The organism is Klebsiella sp. LTGPAF-6F, from assembly GCF_001753185.1.
Lineage (GTDB): Bacteria > Pseudomonadota > Gammaproteobacteria > Enterobacterales > Enterobacteriaceae > Klebsiella > Klebsiella michiganensis.
Map to the genome: position 1 here is coordinate 289,644 of NZ_CP017450.1, position 16,680 is coordinate 306,323.

Here is a 16,680-nt window from a genome sequence, read left to right on the forward strand (position 1 = left end):
ACCGCCTGAATTGTAGCGTCTGAAGGCTTCCATTCCGCCCCCCGTCTGGTCTACATTTGGGGGGCGAAAAAACGTGGCTATCGGTGCGTGTATGCAGGAGAGTGCTTTTCAGGCATTTCCGTCGCACTCGATGCTTAGCAAGCGATAAACACATTGTAAGGATAACTTATGAACAAGACTCAACTGATTGATGTAATTGCGGACAAAGCTGACCTGTCCAAAGCACAGGCGAAAGCTGCCCTGGAATCTACCCTGGCTGCAATTACCGAGTCTCTGAAAGAAGGTGATGCTGTTCAACTGGTTGGTTTCGGTACCTTCAAAGTGAACCACCGCGCTGAGCGTACTGGCCGCAACCCGCAGACCGGTAATGAAATCAAAATCGCCGCAGCAAACGTACCGGCATTTGTTTCTGGTAAAGCTCTGAAAGACGCAGTTAAGTAAGACCGCGTGGCAGTGTACAGTTTTATCGAAGGGGCTTGTCGGCCCCTTTTGTCTACCTGGCGCCGCACGCTGGCGCTGGTAGGCGTATTGCTGCTCACTGCCTGCAGCCATGATTCCTCTCTCCCGCCGTTTACCGCCAGCGGATATGCGGATAACCAGGGGGCGATGCGTATCTGGCGCAAAGATTCTAACGGCGAGGTCCATCTCCTTGCCGCCTTCAGTCCATGGCGTCATGGTAATACTTCGACCAGCGAGTACCGCTGGCAGGATGGCCAGCTCGCGCTGATTGAACTCAACGTCTACGGTAAACCGCCGGAACATATTCGCGCCCGGTTTGATGCGCAGGGCGAACTCAGCTTTATGCAGCGTGAAATCGATGGGCAGAAGCAGCAGCTTTCCAGCGATCAGGTCGCGCTATACCGCTATCGCGCTGAGCAAATACGCCAGACCAGCGACGCTCTGCGTCAGGGACGCGTTATGCTGCGCCAGGGGCGCTGGCATGCCAACAGGACGGTGACCACCTGTGAAGGTCAGACCGTGAAGCCTGACCTCGATACGCAGGCGCTGGCGCATATTGAGCGACGCCAGAATCACTCATCCATTGAGGTCAGCGTGGCGTGGCTGGAAGCGCCTGAAGGCTCTCAGCTGCTGCTGGTGGCAAACGAAGATTTCTGCACCTGGCAGCCGACCGAAAAAAGCTTCTGAGCCTTACCAGTGGCTCATCTCCATATGACCGCGGCCTCCGCCGCAGCTCCCTGGTCCCATACCCACACCGCGAGAAATACCCGCCTGCGCTAACGCGAGATCGAACTTCACCCGCTGCTGGGCCAGCTGTTGACCGAGAACCTCCATCTCCTGGGCAATGGATTCGACTTTCGCGCTGTCAGGCTTATCCGCGGTTAACAGCGCATGGTATTCGTAGCGTTTTGATTGAAGCTGCTGACGCAAAACGCGGGTTTGTTCATAGAAATCGTTATGCAGCTTCTGGGCAGTGGCCTGCTGATCGGCGGTGAGCTGGCTGTAGCCCTGGGGGCCCATTCCGCTGCCGTTATTCCAGTGGTGCCTTGCCCAGGCTGAACTGCTGCCGAAAGTCAGCGCGGCGAGGGCAATCAGCGTCAGCGTCATTTTTTTGTTCCGTTTCATAGTTTATTCTCCTGGCTTATGGTTACTCAATGATTTGCATCTTCTGTGCCAGAATGGAAAGGCCGCAGGATATCGGGCATTGAGCGCCTTCCAGCCAGACGAGAGCGAGTAAAAATGACTCGCGGTCAAGGAGGCTGTGGGTCATTTTTACTCGATTGCCTTCCCGGTTTGCGCCTGAGAAGCGGTTAGACGGGACGGAAAAATGGCATGATTTCTGCTGAGCGATACGGTGTCTGAGGAAAGGGAGTTGTCATGAACGCGATGCGGTTGTCTAAGGATTCCGTCGCCGTCTGGCTGAGCTGGTTGTTAACCGGCCTTATCTTGCTGCTGGTGTGCCTGTTCTCTGCGTTAATCGTGCGTGATTATGGCCGTGAAAATGAAGCCGCGCGCCAGACTATCCAGGAAAAAGGCAGCGTGCTGATTCGCGCCCTTGAGTCCGGCGCCCGGGTGGGCATGGGAATGCGTATGCATCATTCCCAACTGCAGGCGTTGCTGGAGGAGATGGCCTGGCAGCCTGGCGTGCTGTGGTTCGCTGTGACGGATGAGAGCGGTAAAATCATTGCCCATAGCGACCCGCGGCGGGTTGGTGAGTCGCTCTATCCTGCCAGCACTCTGCGTGAGCTGAATATTGGGAGCGAGGAGCGCTGGCGCCGGCTCGAAAAACCGGAACCGGCGCTGGAGATTTATCGTCAATTTCGCCCGCTTAACGGCGGCGGGCATCATATGCGCATGATGATGCGTCGCGAAGCTGCCGGGCTACGTACCCAGGCTCCCCAGGTTATTTTTATTGCTTTTGATACCCGCGAGCTGGATGCCGACCATGCCCGTAGCCTGCGTAATATGGTTATCATGCTCTGCGCGGCGGGCGTAGTGATGGCGGCAACGTTGCTGGCGCAGTTCTGGTTCCGCCGCTATCAACGTTCGCGCAAGCAGCTGCAGGAGGCGACGGCGCGTAAAGAAAAGCTGGTGGCGCTTGGTCATCTGGCCGCGGGCGTCGCCCATGAGATCCGCAACCCGCTGTCATCTATAAAAGGGCTGGCAAAGTATTTTGCCGAGCGAACCCCAGCCGATGGCGAAGCGCATCAGCTGGCCCAGGTGATGGCGAAGGAAGCCGATCGCCTGAACAGGGTCGTCAGCGAGCTGCTGGAACTGGTGCGTCCGGCGCATTTAACGTATCAATCGGTTGATTTGAATGACGTGATTACGCACTCGCTTCAGCTAATTAGCCAGGATGCCGCCAGCCGGGCAATAACGCTCGCGTTCACCGCGCAGCCCGCGCTATGCCGCATTCAGGCCGATCCGGATCGTTTGAAACAGGTGCTGCTGAACCTTTATCTCAATGCCGTCCACGCTATTGGCCGCGATGGCGTGATTACGGTGGCGGTGAGGGAATGCGGCGACGGGCGAGTAAAGGTGAGCGTTGCGGACAGCGGCAAGGGGATGACGGCGGAACAGCTACAGGCCATTTTTACTCCGTACTTCACGACCAAGGCCGACGGCACCGGGCTGGGCCTGGCGGTGGTGCAGAACATTGTCGAGCAGCACGGTGGAACGATTCACGCCGAGAGCGCCCCCGGCGAAGGCGCGCTATTTACTCTCTATTTGCCGGTCAACGGGCAACAAAAGGATGAACAAGGATGAGTGGCGAGCAGATCGATATTCTGGTGGTGGACGATGATATCAGCCACTGCACTATCTTACAGGCGCTGTTGCGGGGCTGGGGATACCGGGTTGCGCTGGCCTACAACGGTGTACAGGCGCTGGAACAGGTGCGCCAGACGGTGTTTGATCTGGTGCTTTGCGATATCCGCATGGCCGAGATGGACGGCATCGAAACGCTGAAAGAGATCAAAACCTGGAATCCGTCGATTCCGGTATTGATCATGACCGCATACTCCAGCGTCGATACCGCAGTAGAGGCGCTGAAATCCGGTGCGCTGGACTACCTTATCAAGCCGCTGGACTTTGACAAGCTGCAGCAGACGCTGTCTGAGGCGTTGGCCCATACGCGGCTGAGCGAGTCACCCGTCGCGGGTAGTCCCCCCGCGGCCCAGTTTGGCATGGTGGGCGATAGCCCGGCGATGCGGGCGCTGTTGAATAATATTGCCCTGGTTGCCCCCTCCGATGCGACGGTATTAATTCACGGCGAGTCGGGCACCGGGAAAGAGCTGGTCGCGCGGGCGCTGCACGCCAGCAGCGCCCGCAGCCGCAGGCCGCTGGTGATCCTCAACTGTGCCGCACTCAACGAGTCGTTGCTGGAGTCGGAGCTGTTTGGTCACGAGAAAGGCGCCTTTACCGGCGCGGACAAACGGCGAGAAGGGCGTTTTGTTGAAGCGGACGGCGGTACGCTCTTTCTCGATGAGATTGGCGATATTTCACCGCTGATGCAGGTGCGCCTGCTGCGGGCGATTCAGGAGCGTGAAGTGCAGCGCGTGGGCAGCAATCAGACCCTTTCGGTCGATGTACGGCTAATTGCCGCCACCCACCGGGATTTAGCTGAAGAGGTCAGCGCCGGATGTTTTCGTCAGGATCTCTACTATCGCCTGAACGTCGTGACTATCGATATGCCGCCGCTGCGTCAGCGCAAGGAGGATATCCCTCAGCTGGCGCGCTATTTCCTGCAGCGTTATGCCGAGCGTAACCGCAAAGCGGTGCAGGGGTTTACGCCGCAGGCGATGGACTTACTGATTCACTACGCATGGCCGGGGAATATTCGCGAACTGGAAAATGCGGTAGAGCGGGCGGTGGTCCTGCTGACCGGAGAGTATATCTCGGAACGCGAGCTGCCGCTGGCGATTGCCGGTACGTCGGTTTCGGACGCGCCGCACGGTGAGGATATTATTCAGCCGCTGGTGGAAGTCGAGAAAGAAGCGATCCTGGTGGCGCTCGAAAAAACGGGCGGCAACAAAACTGAAGCCGCCCGTCAGCTGGGCATTACGCGCAAAACGCTGCTGGCAAAGCTCAGCCGTTAGCTGTTTTGCTCACGTTCAATAGCGCGCCAGCCGATGTCGTTACGGCTAAAGCTGCCGTCCCAGCGGATATCGCTCATCAGGGCGTAAGCGCGCTTTTGCGCTTCAGCGACGGTGTGACCCAGCGCGGTAGCGCAGAGCACCCGGCCGCCGCTGGTCAGCACGCGATCGTCATCAGCGAGTCTGGTACCGGCGTGGAAGACCTTGCCGTCAGCCGCTTCTTCCAGCGGCAGGCCGTGGATCTCATCACCGGTGCTGTAGTTGCCCGGATAGCCACCGGCGGCGATCACGACGCCCAGCGAGGCGCGTTCGTCCCACTCGGAGGTTTTCTCATTCAGCTTGCCGTCGCAGGCGGCGAGGCACAGATCTACCAGATCCGATTTCATGCGCAGCATGATCGGCTGGGTTTCCGGATCGCCAAAGCGGCAGTTGAACTCGATAACCTTCGGGTTTCCCTGTTTATCGATCATCAGGCCCGCATAGAGGAAACCGGTGTAGGTGTTCCCTTCCGCTGCCATACCTTTTACGGTTGGCCAGATAATGCGTTCCATGGTGCGCTGGTGAACCTCATCGGTTACCACCGGCGCCGGTGAGTAAGCGCCCATACCGCCCGTGTTTGGGCCGGTATCGCCATTGCCCACGCGTTTGTGATCCTGGCTGGTGGCCATCGGCAGGACGTGCTCGCCGTCGACCATCACAATAAAGCTCGCCTCTTCGCCGTCGAGGAACTCTTCAATGACGATGCGGTGTCCGGCGTCGCCAAAGGCGTTACCTGCCAGCATGTCGTGAACGGCGGCTTCCGCTTCTTCCAGCGTCATGGCGACAATCACGCCCTTGCCAGCGGCCAGGCCGTCGGCCTTGATGACGATCGGCGCGCCTTTCTCACGCAGGTACGCCAGCGCGGGCTCGACTTCGGTGAAGTTCTGGTATTCCGCCGTCGGGATGTTATGACGCGCGAGGAAATCTTTGGTGAAGGCTTTGGAGCCTTCAAGCTGCGCCGCGCCTTCCGTTGGGCCGAAGATTTTCAGCCCTGCGGCACGGAACGCATCGACAACGCCAATTACCAGCGGCGCTTCCGGGCCAACGATGGTCAGGTCAATCTTCTCGCTCTGCGCAAAGCTCAGCAGCGCCGGAATATCGGTGACGCCGATAGCCACGTTCTGCAGCGCCGGTTCCAGCGCGGTGCCCGCGTTACCCGGGGCGACAAAAACGGTATCAACCTGCGGTGACTGTGCGGCTTTCCAGGCCAGCGCGTGTTCGCGTCCGCCGTTGCCAATAACTAATACTTTCATCGTCTGCTCCGTGAATTAATGGCGGAAGTGGCGCATGTCGGTGAAGATCATCGCGATGCCGTGCTCATCGGCGGCGGCAATCACCTCTTCGTCGCGAATAGAACCACCGGGCTGAATGACGCAGCTCACGCCAACGGCAGCAGCGGCATCAATACCGTCGCGGAACGGGAAGAAGGCGTCAGAGGCCATCGCCGAACCTTTCACTTCCAGACCTTCATCACCGGCTTTAATCCCGGCGATTTTGGCGGAGTAAACGCGGCTCATCTGGCCTGCGCCTATCCCGATGGTCATATTCTCTTTGGCGTACACAATGGCGTTGGATTTAACGAATTTCGCCACTTTCCAGCAGAACAGCGCATCGCGCAGCTCCTGCTCGGTCGGCTGGCGTTTGGAAACCACGCGCAGTTCGCCTTCCGTAACCATACCCAGATCGCGATCCTGAACCAGCAGGCCGCCGTTAACGCGTTTGAAGTCCAGACCCGGTACGCGCTGCGTCCACTGACCGCAGGTCAGGACGCGGACATTCTGTTTCGCGGCAGTGATCTTCAGGGCTTCTTCCGTCGCAGACGGCGCGATGATCACTTCAACAAACTGGCGGGAGATGATCGCCTGCGCGGTTTCGGCATCCAGTTCGCGGTTAAAGGCGATAATGCCGCCGAAGGCAGAGGTCGGGTCAGTTTTGTACGCGCGGTCGTAGGCGTCCAGAATAGAGGTGCTTACCGCTACGCCACATGGGTTGGCGTGCTTCACAATAACGCAGGCCGGCTCGCTGAATTCTTTGACGCATTCCAGCGCGGCATCGGTGTCAGCGATGTTGTTATAGGAGAGCGCTTTACCCTGAACCTGCTGTGCAGTGGCGACAGAGGCTTCTTTGACTTCTTCTTCTATATAGAAGGCCGCCTGCTGGTGGCTGTTTTCACCATAGCGCATATCCTGCTTCTTAACGAAGTTCAGATTCAGGGTGCGCGGGAAGCGACCCGCGGCTTCTTTGCTCTCGCCGTGATAGGCCGGAACCATGCTGCCGAAGTAGTTGGCAATCATGCTGTCGTAGGCGGCGGTGTGTTCGAATGCCTTAATGGCGAGGTCGAAGCGGGTGTCGAGGGTCAGGGAGCCTTCGTTGGCATCCATCTCTTTAATAATGGCATCGTAGTCGCTGCTCTTCACCACGATGGCGACGTCTTTATGGTTCTTCGCCGCTGAGCGAACCATGGTTGGGCCGCCGATATCAATGTTTTCTACCGCATCTTCCAGCGAGCAGCCCTCGCGGGCAACGGTTTGAGCAAACGGATACAGGTTAACCACCACCATATCAATAGGCGCGATACCGTGTTGTTCCATAATACCGTCATCCTGGCCACGGCGACCGAGAATACCGCCGTGAACTTTCGGATGCAGGGTCTTCACGCGTCCGTCCATCATTTCCGGGAAACCGGTGTAGTCAGAGACTTCGGTAACCGGCAGACCTTTCTCAGCCAGCAGGCGTGCGGTACCACCCGTAGACAGTAGCTCGACATTACGAGCGGAAAGCGCCTGCGCGAATTCGACGATACCGGCTTTGTCAGAAACACTGAGCAGGGCGCGGCGGACTGGACGACGTTGTTGCATGGTATTAAATCCCCAGGATTTGAATATTACAGAGAGCGTTAGGTGAATTTTTGTCTAAAAACTCACCTAACGCACCCAACCGGGCATCCTTGTTATAGCGCGGCATTGTAACGAAAACGTTTGCGCAACGCTCGCGAATTTTTATCTTTCTCTTTTTATCCCAGGATCGCGCCCTATAGAGAGAAGAGAGCGGGCCTTTATGAGAGGGTATCGGCCGCCACCTGTGGATAATTCTGTGCGTAACAGGGTATAAAGCGGGGTTTTGCTGGGGAATGCAGCAGTCAGTCATTTTTCTGCAATTTTACTATTGCGGATGCTCGGGAACTCCCTATAATGCGCCTCCATCGACACGGCAGATGTGAATCACTTCACAAACAACCGGGTCGGTTGAAGAGAAAAAATCCTGAAATAACGGGTTGACTCTGAAAGAGGAAAGCGTAATATACGCCACCTCGTAACGGTGAGCGAAAGCCGCGTTGCACTGCTCTTTAACAATTTATCAGACAATCTGTGTGGGCACTCAAAGTGACATGGATTCTTAACGTCGCAAGACGAAAAATGAATACCAAGTCTCAAAGAGTGAACACGTAATTCATTACGAAGTTTAATTCTACGAGCATCAAACTTAAATTGAAGAGTTTGATCATGGCTCAGATTGAACGCTGGCGGCAGGCCTAACACATGCAAGTCGAACGGTAGCACAGAGAGCTTGCTCTCGGGTGACGAGTGGCGGACGGGTGAGTAATGTCTGGGAAACTGCCTGATGGAGGGGGATAACTACTGGAAACGGTAGCTAATACCGCATAACGTCGCAAGACCAAAGAGGGGGACCTTCGGGCCTCTTGCCATCAGATGTGCCCAGATGGGATTAGCTGGTAGGTGGGGTAACGGCTCACCTAGGCGACGATCCCTAGCTGGTCTGAGAGGATGACCAGCCACACTGGAACTGAGACACGGTCCAGACTCCTACGGGAGGCAGCAGTGGGGAATATTGCACAATGGGCGCAAGCCTGATGCAGCCATGCCGCGTGTATGAAGAAGGCCTTCGGGTTGTAAAGTACTTTCAGCGGGGAGGAAGGTGTTGAGATTAATAACCTCAGCAATTGACGTTACCCGCAGAAGAAGCACCGGCTAACTCCGTGCCAGCAGCCGCGGTAATACGGAGGGTGCAAGCGTTAATCGGAATTACTGGGCGTAAAGCGCACGCAGGCGGTCTGTCAAGTCGGATGTGAAATCCCCGGGCTCAACCTGGGAACTGCATTCGAAACTGGCAGGCTGGAGTCTTGTAGAGGGGGGTAGAATTCCAGGTGTAGCGGTGAAATGCGTAGAGATCTGGAGGAATACCGGTGGCGAAGGCGGCCCCCTGGACAAAGACTGACGCTCAGGTGCGAAAGCGTGGGGAGCAAACAGGATTAGATACCCTGGTAGTCCACGCTGTAAACGATGTCGACTTGGAGGTTGTTCCCTTGAGGAGTGGCTTCCGGAGCTAACGCGTTAAGTCGACCGCCTGGGGAGTACGGCCGCAAGGTTAAAACTCAAATGAATTGACGGGGGCCCGCACAAGCGGTGGAGCATGTGGTTTAATTCGATGCAACGCGAAGAACCTTACCTACTCTTGACATCCAGAGAACTTAGCAGAGATGCTTTGGTGCCTTCGGGAACTCTGAGACAGGTGCTGCATGGCTGTCGTCAGCTCGTGTTGTGAAATGTTGGGTTAAGTCCCGCAACGAGCGCAACCCTTATCCTTTGTTGCCAGCGGTCCGGCCGGGAACTCAAAGGAGACTGCCAGTGATAAACTGGAGGAAGGTGGGGATGACGTCAAGTCATCATGGCCCTTACGAGTAGGGCTACACACGTGCTACAATGGCATATACAAAGAGAAGCGACCTCGCGAGAGCAAGCGGACCTCATAAAGTATGTCGTAGTCCGGATTGGAGTCTGCAACTCGACTCCATGAAGTCGGAATCGCTAGTAATCGTGGATCAGAATGCCACGGTGAATACGTTCCCGGGCCTTGTACACACCGCCCGTCACACCATGGGAGTGGGTTGCAAAAGAAGTAGGTAGCTTAACCTTCGGGAGGGCGCTTACCACTTTGTGATTCATGACTGGGGTGAAGTCGTAACAAGGTAACCGTAGGGGAACCTGCGGTTGGATCACCTCCTTACCTTAAAGAACCTGCCTTTGTAGTGCTCACACAGATTGTCTGATAGATGTAAAGAAGCAAGACGGCTGCGAAGTCGCGACACCTCGTGTCCCCTTCGTCTAGCGGTTAGGACTCCGCCCTTTCACGGCGGCAACAGGGGTTCGAATCCCCTAGGGACGCCACTTGCTGGCTGTGAGTGAAAGGCACAACCAACCGATATCTCAAAACTCATCTTCGGGTGACGTTTGAGATATTTGCTCTTTAAAATCTGGATCAAGCTGAAAATTGAAACGACACACAGTTAATGTGTGTTCGAGTCTCTCAAATTTTCGCGACACGATGATGTTTTACGAAACATCTTCGGGTTGTGAGGTTAAGCGACTAAGCGTACACGGTGGATGCCCTGGCAGTCAGAGGCGATGAAGGACGTGCTAATCTGCGAAAAGCGTCGGTAAGTGATATGAACCGTTACAGCCGGCGATGTCCGAATGGGGAAACCCAGTGCAATTCGTTGCACTATCGTTAACTGAATACATAGGTTAACGAGGCGAACCGGGGGAACTGAAACATCTAAGTACCCCGAGGAAAAGAAATCAACCGAGATTCCCCCAGTAGCGGCGAGCGAACGGGGAGCAGCCCGGAGTCTGAATCAGCTTGTGTGTTAGTGGAAGCGTCTGGAAAGTCGCAGGGTACAGGGTGATACTCCCGTACACTAAAACACACAGGTTGTGAACTCGAAGAGTAGGGCGGGACACGTGGTATCCTGTCTGAATATGGGGGACCATCCTCCAAGGCTAAATACTCCTGACTGACCGATAGTGAACCAGTACCGTGAGGGAAAGGCGAAAAGAACCCCGGCGAGGGGAGTGAAAAAGAACCTGAAACCGTGTACGTACAAGCAGTAGGAGCCCACTGGTTGGGTGACTGCGTACCTTTTGTATAATGGGTCAGCGACTTATATTCTGTAGCAAGGTTAACCGTATAGGGGAGCCGCAGGGAAACCGAGTCTTAACTGGGCGTTAAGTTGCAGGGTATAGACCCGAAACCCGGTGATCTAGCCATGGGCAGGTTGAAGGTTGGGTAACACTAACTGGAGGACCGAACCGACTAATGTTGAAAAATTAGCGGATGACTTGTGGCTGGGGGTGAAAGGCCAATCAAACCGGGAGATAGCTGGTTCTCCCCGAAAGCTATTTAGGTAGCGCCTCGTGAACTCATCTTCGGGGTAGAGCACTGTTTCGGCTAGGGGGTCATCCCGACTTACCAACCCGATGCAAACTACGAATACCGAAGAATGTTATCACGGGAGACACACGGCGGGTGCTAACGTCCGTCGTGAAGAGGGAAACAACCCAGACCGCCAGCTAAGGTCCCAAAGTCATGGTTAAGTGGGAAACGATGTGGGAAGGCCCAGACAGCCAGGATGTTGGCTTAGAAGCAGCCATCATTTAAAGAAAGCGTAATAGCTCACTGGTCGAGTCGGCCTGCGCGGAAGATGTAACGGGGCTAAACCATGCACCGAAGCTGCGGCAGCGACACTATGTGTTGTTGGGTAGGGGAGCGTTCTGTAAGCCGTTGAAGGTGGCCTGTGAGGGTTGCTGGAGGTATCAGAAGTGCGAATGCTGACATAAGTAACGATAATGCGGGTGAAAAACCCGCACGCCGGAAGACCAAGGGTTCCTGTCCAACGTTAATCGGGGCAGGGTGAGTCGACCCCTAAGGCGAGGCCGAAAGGCGTAGTCGATGGGAAACAGGTTAATATTCCTGTACTCGGTGTTACTGCGAAGGGGGACGGAGAAGGCTATGTTGGCCGGGCGACGGTTGTCCCGGTTTAAGCATGTAGGCGGATGTTCCAGGTAAATCCGGAACGTCACTAACGCTGAGGTGTGATGACGAGGCACTACGGTGCTGAAGTGACAAATGCCCTGCTTCCAGGAAAAGCCTCTAAGCATCAGGTAACATCAAATCGTACCCCAAACCGACACAGGTGGTCAGGTAGAGAATACCAAGGCGCTTGAGAGAACTCGGGTGAAGGAACTAGGCAAAATGGTGCCGTAACTTCGGGAGAAGGCACGCTGATGGTAGGTGAAGCGACTTGCTCGTGGAGCTGAAATCAGTCGAAGATACCAGCTGGCTGCAACTGTTTATTAAAAACACAGCACTGTGCAAACACGAAAGTGGACGTATACGGTGTGACGCCTGCCCGGTGCCGGAAGGTTAATTGATGGGGTTATCCTCACGGAGAAGCTCTTGATCGAAGCCCCGGTAAACGGCGGCCGTAACTATAACGGTCCTAAGGTAGCGAAATTCCTTGTCGGGTAAGTTCCGACCTGCACGAATGGCGTAATGATGGCCAGGCTGTCTCCACCCGAGACTCAGTGAAATTGAACTCGCTGTGAAGATGCAGTGTACCCGCGGCAAGACGGAAAGACCCCGTGAACCTTTACTATAGCTTGACACTGAACACTGGTCCTTGATGTGTAGGATAGGTGGGAGGCTTTGAAGTGTGGACGCCAGTCTGCATGGAGCCATCCTTGAAATACCACCCTTTAATGGCTGGTGTTCTAACGTGGGCCCGTAATCCGGGTTGCGGACAGTGTCTGGTGGGTAGTTTGACTGGGGCGGTCTCCTCCTAAAGAGTAACGGAGGAGCACGAAGGTCAGCTAATCCTGGTCGGACATCAGGAGGTTAGTGCAATGGCATAAGCTGGCTTGACTGCGAGCGTGACGGCGCGAGCAGGTGCGAAAGCAGGTCATAGTGATCCGGTGGTTCTGAATGGAAGGGCCATCGCTCAACGGATAAAAGGTACTCCGGGATAACAGGCTGATACCGCCCAAGAGTTCATATCGACGGCGGTGTTTGGCACCTCGATGTCGGCTCATCACATCCTGGGGCTGAAGTAGGTCCCAAGGGTATGGCTGTTCGCCATTTAAAGTGGTACGCGAGCTGGGTTTAGAACGTCGTGAGACAGTTCGGTCCCTATCTGCCGTGGGCGCTGGAGAATTGAGGGGGCTGCTCCTAGTACGAGAGGACCGGAGTGGACGCATCACTGGTGTTCGGGTTGTCATGCCAATGGCATTGCCCGGTAGCTAAATGCGGAAGAGATAAGTGCTGAAAGCATCTAAGCACGAAACTTGCCCCGAGATGAGTTCTCCCTGACCCTTTAAGGGTCCTGAAGGAACGTTGAAGACGACGACGTTGATAGGCCGGGTGTGTAAGCGCAGCGATGCGTTGAGCTAACCGGTACTAATGAACCGTGAGGCTTAACCTTACAACGCCGAAGATGTTTTGGCGGATTGAGAGATTTTCAGCTTAGATTACAGATTTTCGGGAACGAAAGATTTTACGCTGAGGCAAGGCGGCAAATGAAGTAAAGGAAGGAGCATACTGTAGTATGTGACTGACTTTACGAATGCAGCCAACGCAGCATCGGTGTAAAAGATTCGTTTCTGACAACAGAATTTGCCTGGCGGCACTAGCGCGGTGGTCCCACCTGACCCCATGCCGAACTCAGAAGTGAAACGCCGTAGCGCCGATGGTAGTGTGGGGTCTCCCCATGTGAGAGTAGGGAACTGCCAGGCATCAAACAAGTGAAGAGCCCATCCTGACGGATGGGCTTTTTGCGTTTTTGTCGTCTGAACCGACCGGACATCGGTTACCCTTATCCAGTCTTACTTCATTACTCATGTACCAAATTCAATAACGGATAGGGTTTTCCAAGATCGTCCGTCTCAGAACGGCCTGTCACCTTAAAGCCCATCTTCTTATAAAATCCGACCGCTTGTTCATTCTGCTCATTAACGTTGGTCGTCAGTTTGGGCGCTAACGTCAGCGCGTGTTCAATCAACAGCTTACCCACGCCGCAGCCGCGGACCGTAGGGTCAACGAATAGCGCATCCATATGTTCCCCCGTAAGTAGCATAAAGGCGACCGGCTCGTCTTTCTCCGTCACCGCGACCCACAGCGGCGCTTCGGGTAAAAACGCGCTCACCAGATCTTCCAGTTCCGCTCTATACTCTTTTGATAAAAAATCGTGCGTTGCATCGACCGACCGACGCCAGATCGCAATCAGTTTTTTCCCTTCATCATGCCGTGAACGGCGGATACTAATAACCATATTTGCTCCTTTTCTTTGTTCTTATATTCTAACTCAAATGTCTCCGTGAAATTTTCTCACCCTGCACCTGCAGGCTCGACATTCACCTTATTCCTGGGTATCTTCAGCTGTCTGGATGTCTAAACGTTTATACGTATGCTATGAGGTAATAAAGTTATGCCAATTCGGGTGCAGGACGAGCTACCGGCCGTCAATTTCTTGCGTAATGAAAACGTCTTTGTGATGACGACAACTCGCGCGACGACTCAGGAAATCCGCCCGCTGAAGGTGCTCATCCTTAATCTGATGCCGAAGAAAATCGAGACTGAGAATCAGTTTTTGCGACTGCTTTCCAACTCTCCTCTGCAGCTTGATATCCAGCTGCTGCGCATCGATGCCCGCGAATCACGTAATACGCCGGCGGAACACCTGAACAACTTCTACTGCAACTTTGAAGATATTTGCGATCAGAACTTTGATGGCCTGATTGTTACCGGTGCACCTTTAGGTTTGGTTGAATTTAATGACGTTGCCTACTGGCCGCAGATAAAACAGGTGCTGGAATGGGCTAAAGATCATGTTACCTCAACGCTGTTTGTCTGTTGGGCGGTACAGGCAGCCCTCAATATCCTCTACGGTATCCCTAAACAGACCCGCTCTGAGAAGATTTCCGGGGTCTACGAACACCATATCCTGCAACCTCATGCCTTGTTAACCCGCGGCTTTGACGATAGCTTTCTGGCCCCGCACTCGCGCTATGCCGATTTCCCGGCGGCGCTGATACGCGACTACACCGACCTCGAGATCCTGGCGGAGACGGAAGAAGGGGACGCCTACCTGTTTGCCAGCAAAGATAAGCGCATCGCCTTCGTGACCGGTCACCCGGAATATGACGCGAACACCCTGGCCAGCGAGTTCTTCCGCGATGTGGAAGCGGGTCTCGATCCGCAGGTTCCACATAATTATTTCCCGCAGAACGATCCGCAGAACAAACCGCGCGCCACCTGGCGAAGCCATGGCAATTTGCTGTTTATCAACTGGCTGAATTATTACGTCTACCAGATCACGCCATACGATCTACGCCATATGAATCCGACTCTGGATTAATCTTCTACACAACGCGATCCTAAAGCGTTTCAGCATTTTGCCTCTGGCACCTTCGGGTGCCTTTTTTATTTCCGAAACGCAGCTCATATTGTAATTAAACTTTATTTATATTGTTATCAATAGGTTAAATGATAATTAAATTAAAAATGGAAATTGTTTTTGATTTTGAAAAATAAATGCGTAGTCTTAATTGTGCTGAACGAAAACTACACAACGATCTTACGTTCGCGCCAACTGGATCAACCAAGAGGAGCAGCACATGACGCAGCAGGCGACAATCACTGACGAACTGGCTTTTAGCCAGCCATATGGCGACCAGGAGAAGCAAATCTTAACGCCTGAGGCCGTAGAATTTCTGACCGAGCTGGTGCGCCGCTTTACGCCTGAGCGCAATAAACTCCTGGCCGCGCGTATCCAGCAGCAGCAGGCAATTGATAACGGTAAGCTTCCAGATTTTATTTCGGAAACAGCTTCCATTCGCAACGGTGATTGGACGATCCGCGGTATCCCGGACGATTTGCAGGATCGGCGGGTAGAAATTACCGGTCCGGTAGAGCGCAAGATGGTCATCAATGCGCTCAATGCGAATGTAAAAGTCTTTATGGCGGATTTCGAAGACTCACTGGCGCCCGAATGGAGCAAAGTCATTGATGGGCAAATTAACCTGCGCGATGCGGTTAACGGCACCATCAGCTACACCAATGAAGCCGGCAAGATTTATCAGCTGAAGCCGAACCCGGCGCTGCTGATCTGCCGCGTGCGCGGTCTGCATCTGCCGGAAAAACACGTGACGTGGCGCAGGGAAGCGATTCCCGGCAGTCTGTTCGACTTCGCCCTCTATTTCTTCCACAACTACAAAGCGTTACTGGAAAAAGGCAGCGGCCCCTATTTCTATCTGCCGAAGACTCAGGCCTGGCAGGAAGCCGCGTGGTGGAGTGAAGTATTTAGCTTTACGGAAGACCGTTTTGAGCTGCCGCGCGGCACCATCAAAGCCACGCTGCTGATCGAAACGCTGCCCGCCGTATTCCAGATGGACGAAATTCTGCACGCCCTGCGCGACCATATTGTGGGTCTGAACTGCGGGCGCTGGGACTACATCTTCAGCTATATCAAAACGCTGAAGAATCATCCGGATCGCGTTCTGCCGGACCGTCAGGTGGTGACGATGGACAAGCCTTTCCTCAGCGCCTACTCGCGATTGTTGATTAAGACCTGCCACAGGCGCGGCGCGTTTGCGATGGGCGGCATGGCGGCCTTTATTCCGAGCAAAGATGCCGAGCTAAACAACCAGGTGCTGAACAAGGTAAAAGCGGACAAATCGCTGGAGGCGAATAACGGTCATGACGGTACCTGGATCGCGCATCCCGGGCTGGCTGACACCGCGATGGCCGTCTTTAACGGCGAACTGGGCGAGAACAAAAATCAGCTGTCCGTTACCCGCGAAGACGATGCGCCGATTACCGCTGAACAGCTGCTGGCCCCCTGCGAGGGCGAACGAACCGAAGAGGGCATGCGCGCCAACATTCGCGTGGCGGTGCAGTATATCGAGGCGTGGATTTCCGGCAACGGCTGCGTACCGATTTATGGCCTGATGGAAGATGCGGCGACGGCGGAAATCTCCCGTACCTCTATCTGGCAATGGATCCACCATGAGAAAACCCTCAGTAACGGCACACCGGTTACCAAAGCGCTGTTCCGCCAGTGGCTGGCTGAAGAGATGCGGGTGATTCAGGACGAACTGGGCGAACACCGCTACAGCAGCGGACGTTTTGACGAGGCCGCGCGCCTGATGGAACAGATCACCACCTCCGACGAGCTGATCGATTTCTTAACCCTGCCGGGCTACCGCCTTCTGGCCTAATTCACCACACAACAATATGG

The 16,680-nt window shown here is 54.8% G+C and carries 10 protein-coding genes, 1 tRNA gene and 3 rRNA genes; 10 read left to right on the plus strand and 4 right to left on the minus strand.

Features of this window, described 5'->3' with window-relative positions; all coding sequences use genetic code 11:
- Window positions 1-168: 168 nt before the first annotated feature.
- Window positions 169-441, plus strand: a complete 273-nt coding sequence (gene hupA / locus BJF97_RS01360; protein WP_004097675.1) for a nucleoid-associated protein HU-alpha — start codon at window positions 169-171, stop codon at window positions 439-441.
- A gap of 12 nt (window positions 442-453) precedes the next feature.
- Window positions 454-1,146: a DUF1481 domain-containing protein gene (locus tag BJF97_RS01365; protein ID WP_004097677.1), complete on the plus strand. Its 693-nt coding sequence runs from the start codon at window positions 454-456 to the stop codon at window positions 1,144-1,146.
- A 3-nt stretch (window positions 1,147-1,149) separates the two neighbouring features.
- On the opposite strand, the gene zraP is transcribed toward BJF97_RS01365, so the two are convergent.
- Entirely contained in the window at window positions 1,150-1,584 is a 435-nt protein-coding gene (gene zraP, locus BJF97_RS01370; protein WP_032692777.1) for a zinc resistance sensor/chaperone ZraP, read from the minus strand.
- 252 nt (window positions 1,585-1,836) lie between these two features.
- On the opposite strand from zraP, the gene zraS reads away from it, so the two are divergent.
- Both zraS and zraR read left to right on the plus strand, forming a co-directional pair.
- Window positions 1,837-3,225, plus strand: coding sequence for a two-component system sensor histidine kinase ZraS (gene zraS / locus BJF97_RS01375; RefSeq protein ID WP_014227505.1), 1,389 nt, complete (start codon window positions 1,837-1,839; stop codon window positions 3,223-3,225).
- Window positions 3,222-4,556, plus strand: a complete 1,335-nt coding sequence (zraR, locus tag BJF97_RS01380; protein WP_032692776.1) for a sigma-54-dependent response regulator transcription factor ZraR — start codon at window positions 3,222-3,224, stop codon at window positions 4,554-4,556. The genes zraS and zraR overlap by 4 nt, the downstream gene beginning before the upstream one ends.
- On the opposite strand, the gene purD is transcribed toward zraR, so the two are convergent.
- Both purD and purH read right to left on the minus strand, forming a co-directional pair.
- The gene (gene purD, locus BJF97_RS01385; protein ID WP_014227507.1) at window positions 4,553-5,845 is read right to left on the minus strand and encodes a phosphoribosylamine--glycine ligase; all 1,293 of its coding nucleotides are present in this window, start codon (window positions 5,843-5,845) and stop codon (window positions 4,553-4,555) included. The genes zraR and purD overlap by 4 nt on opposite strands.
- A gap of 15 nt (window positions 5,846-5,860) precedes the next feature.
- Window positions 5,861-7,450, minus strand: a complete 1,590-nt coding sequence (gene purH / locus BJF97_RS01390; RefSeq protein WP_032692775.1) for a bifunctional phosphoribosylaminoimidazolecarboxamide formyltransferase/IMP cyclohydrolase — start codon at window positions 7,448-7,450, stop codon at window positions 5,861-5,863.
- A 627-nt stretch (window positions 7,451-8,077) separates the two neighbouring features.
- On the opposite strand from purH, the gene BJF97_RS01400 reads away from it, so the two are divergent.
- From BJF97_RS01400 to rrf, 4 genes are all read left to right on the plus strand, one after another.
- Window positions 8,078-9,617: ribosomal RNA gene (locus BJF97_RS01400) — 16S ribosomal RNA — on the plus strand.
- An 87-nt stretch (window positions 9,618-9,704) separates the two neighbouring features.
- Window positions 9,705-9,778, plus strand: a tRNA-Glu gene (locus tag BJF97_RS01405).
- 189 nt (window positions 9,779-9,967) lie between these two features.
- Window positions 9,968-12,867: ribosomal RNA gene (locus BJF97_RS01410) — 23S ribosomal RNA — on the plus strand.
- 194 nt (window positions 12,868-13,061) lie between these two features.
- Window positions 13,062-13,177 (plus strand): 5S ribosomal RNA (gene rrf, locus BJF97_RS01415).
- Together the 16S, 23S and 5S rRNA genes with 1 tRNA gene alongside form the textbook arrangement of a ribosomal RNA operon.
- A gap of 98 nt (window positions 13,178-13,275) precedes the next feature.
- On the opposite strand, the gene BJF97_RS01420 is transcribed toward rrf, so the two are convergent.
- Complete coding sequence (locus BJF97_RS01420; protein ID WP_009651731.1) at window positions 13,276-13,713, minus strand: acetyltransferase; 438 nt, start codon at window positions 13,711-13,713, stop codon at window positions 13,276-13,278.
- Between the two features lie 156 nt (window positions 13,714-13,869).
- Here BJF97_RS01420 and metA point away from each other — a divergent pair, with 156 nt between their 5' ends.
- Complete coding sequence (gene metA / locus BJF97_RS01425) at window positions 13,870-14,799, plus strand: homoserine O-acetyltransferase MetA (protein ID WP_004109666.1); 930 nt, start codon at window positions 13,870-13,872, stop codon at window positions 14,797-14,799.
- A 259-nt stretch (window positions 14,800-15,058) separates the two neighbouring features.
- Window positions 15,059-16,660: a malate synthase A gene (gene aceB / locus BJF97_RS01430; RefSeq protein ID WP_032695064.1), complete on the plus strand. Its 1,602-nt coding sequence runs from the start codon at window positions 15,059-15,061 to the stop codon at window positions 16,658-16,660.
- Window positions 16,661-16,680 lie beyond the last annotated feature (20 nt).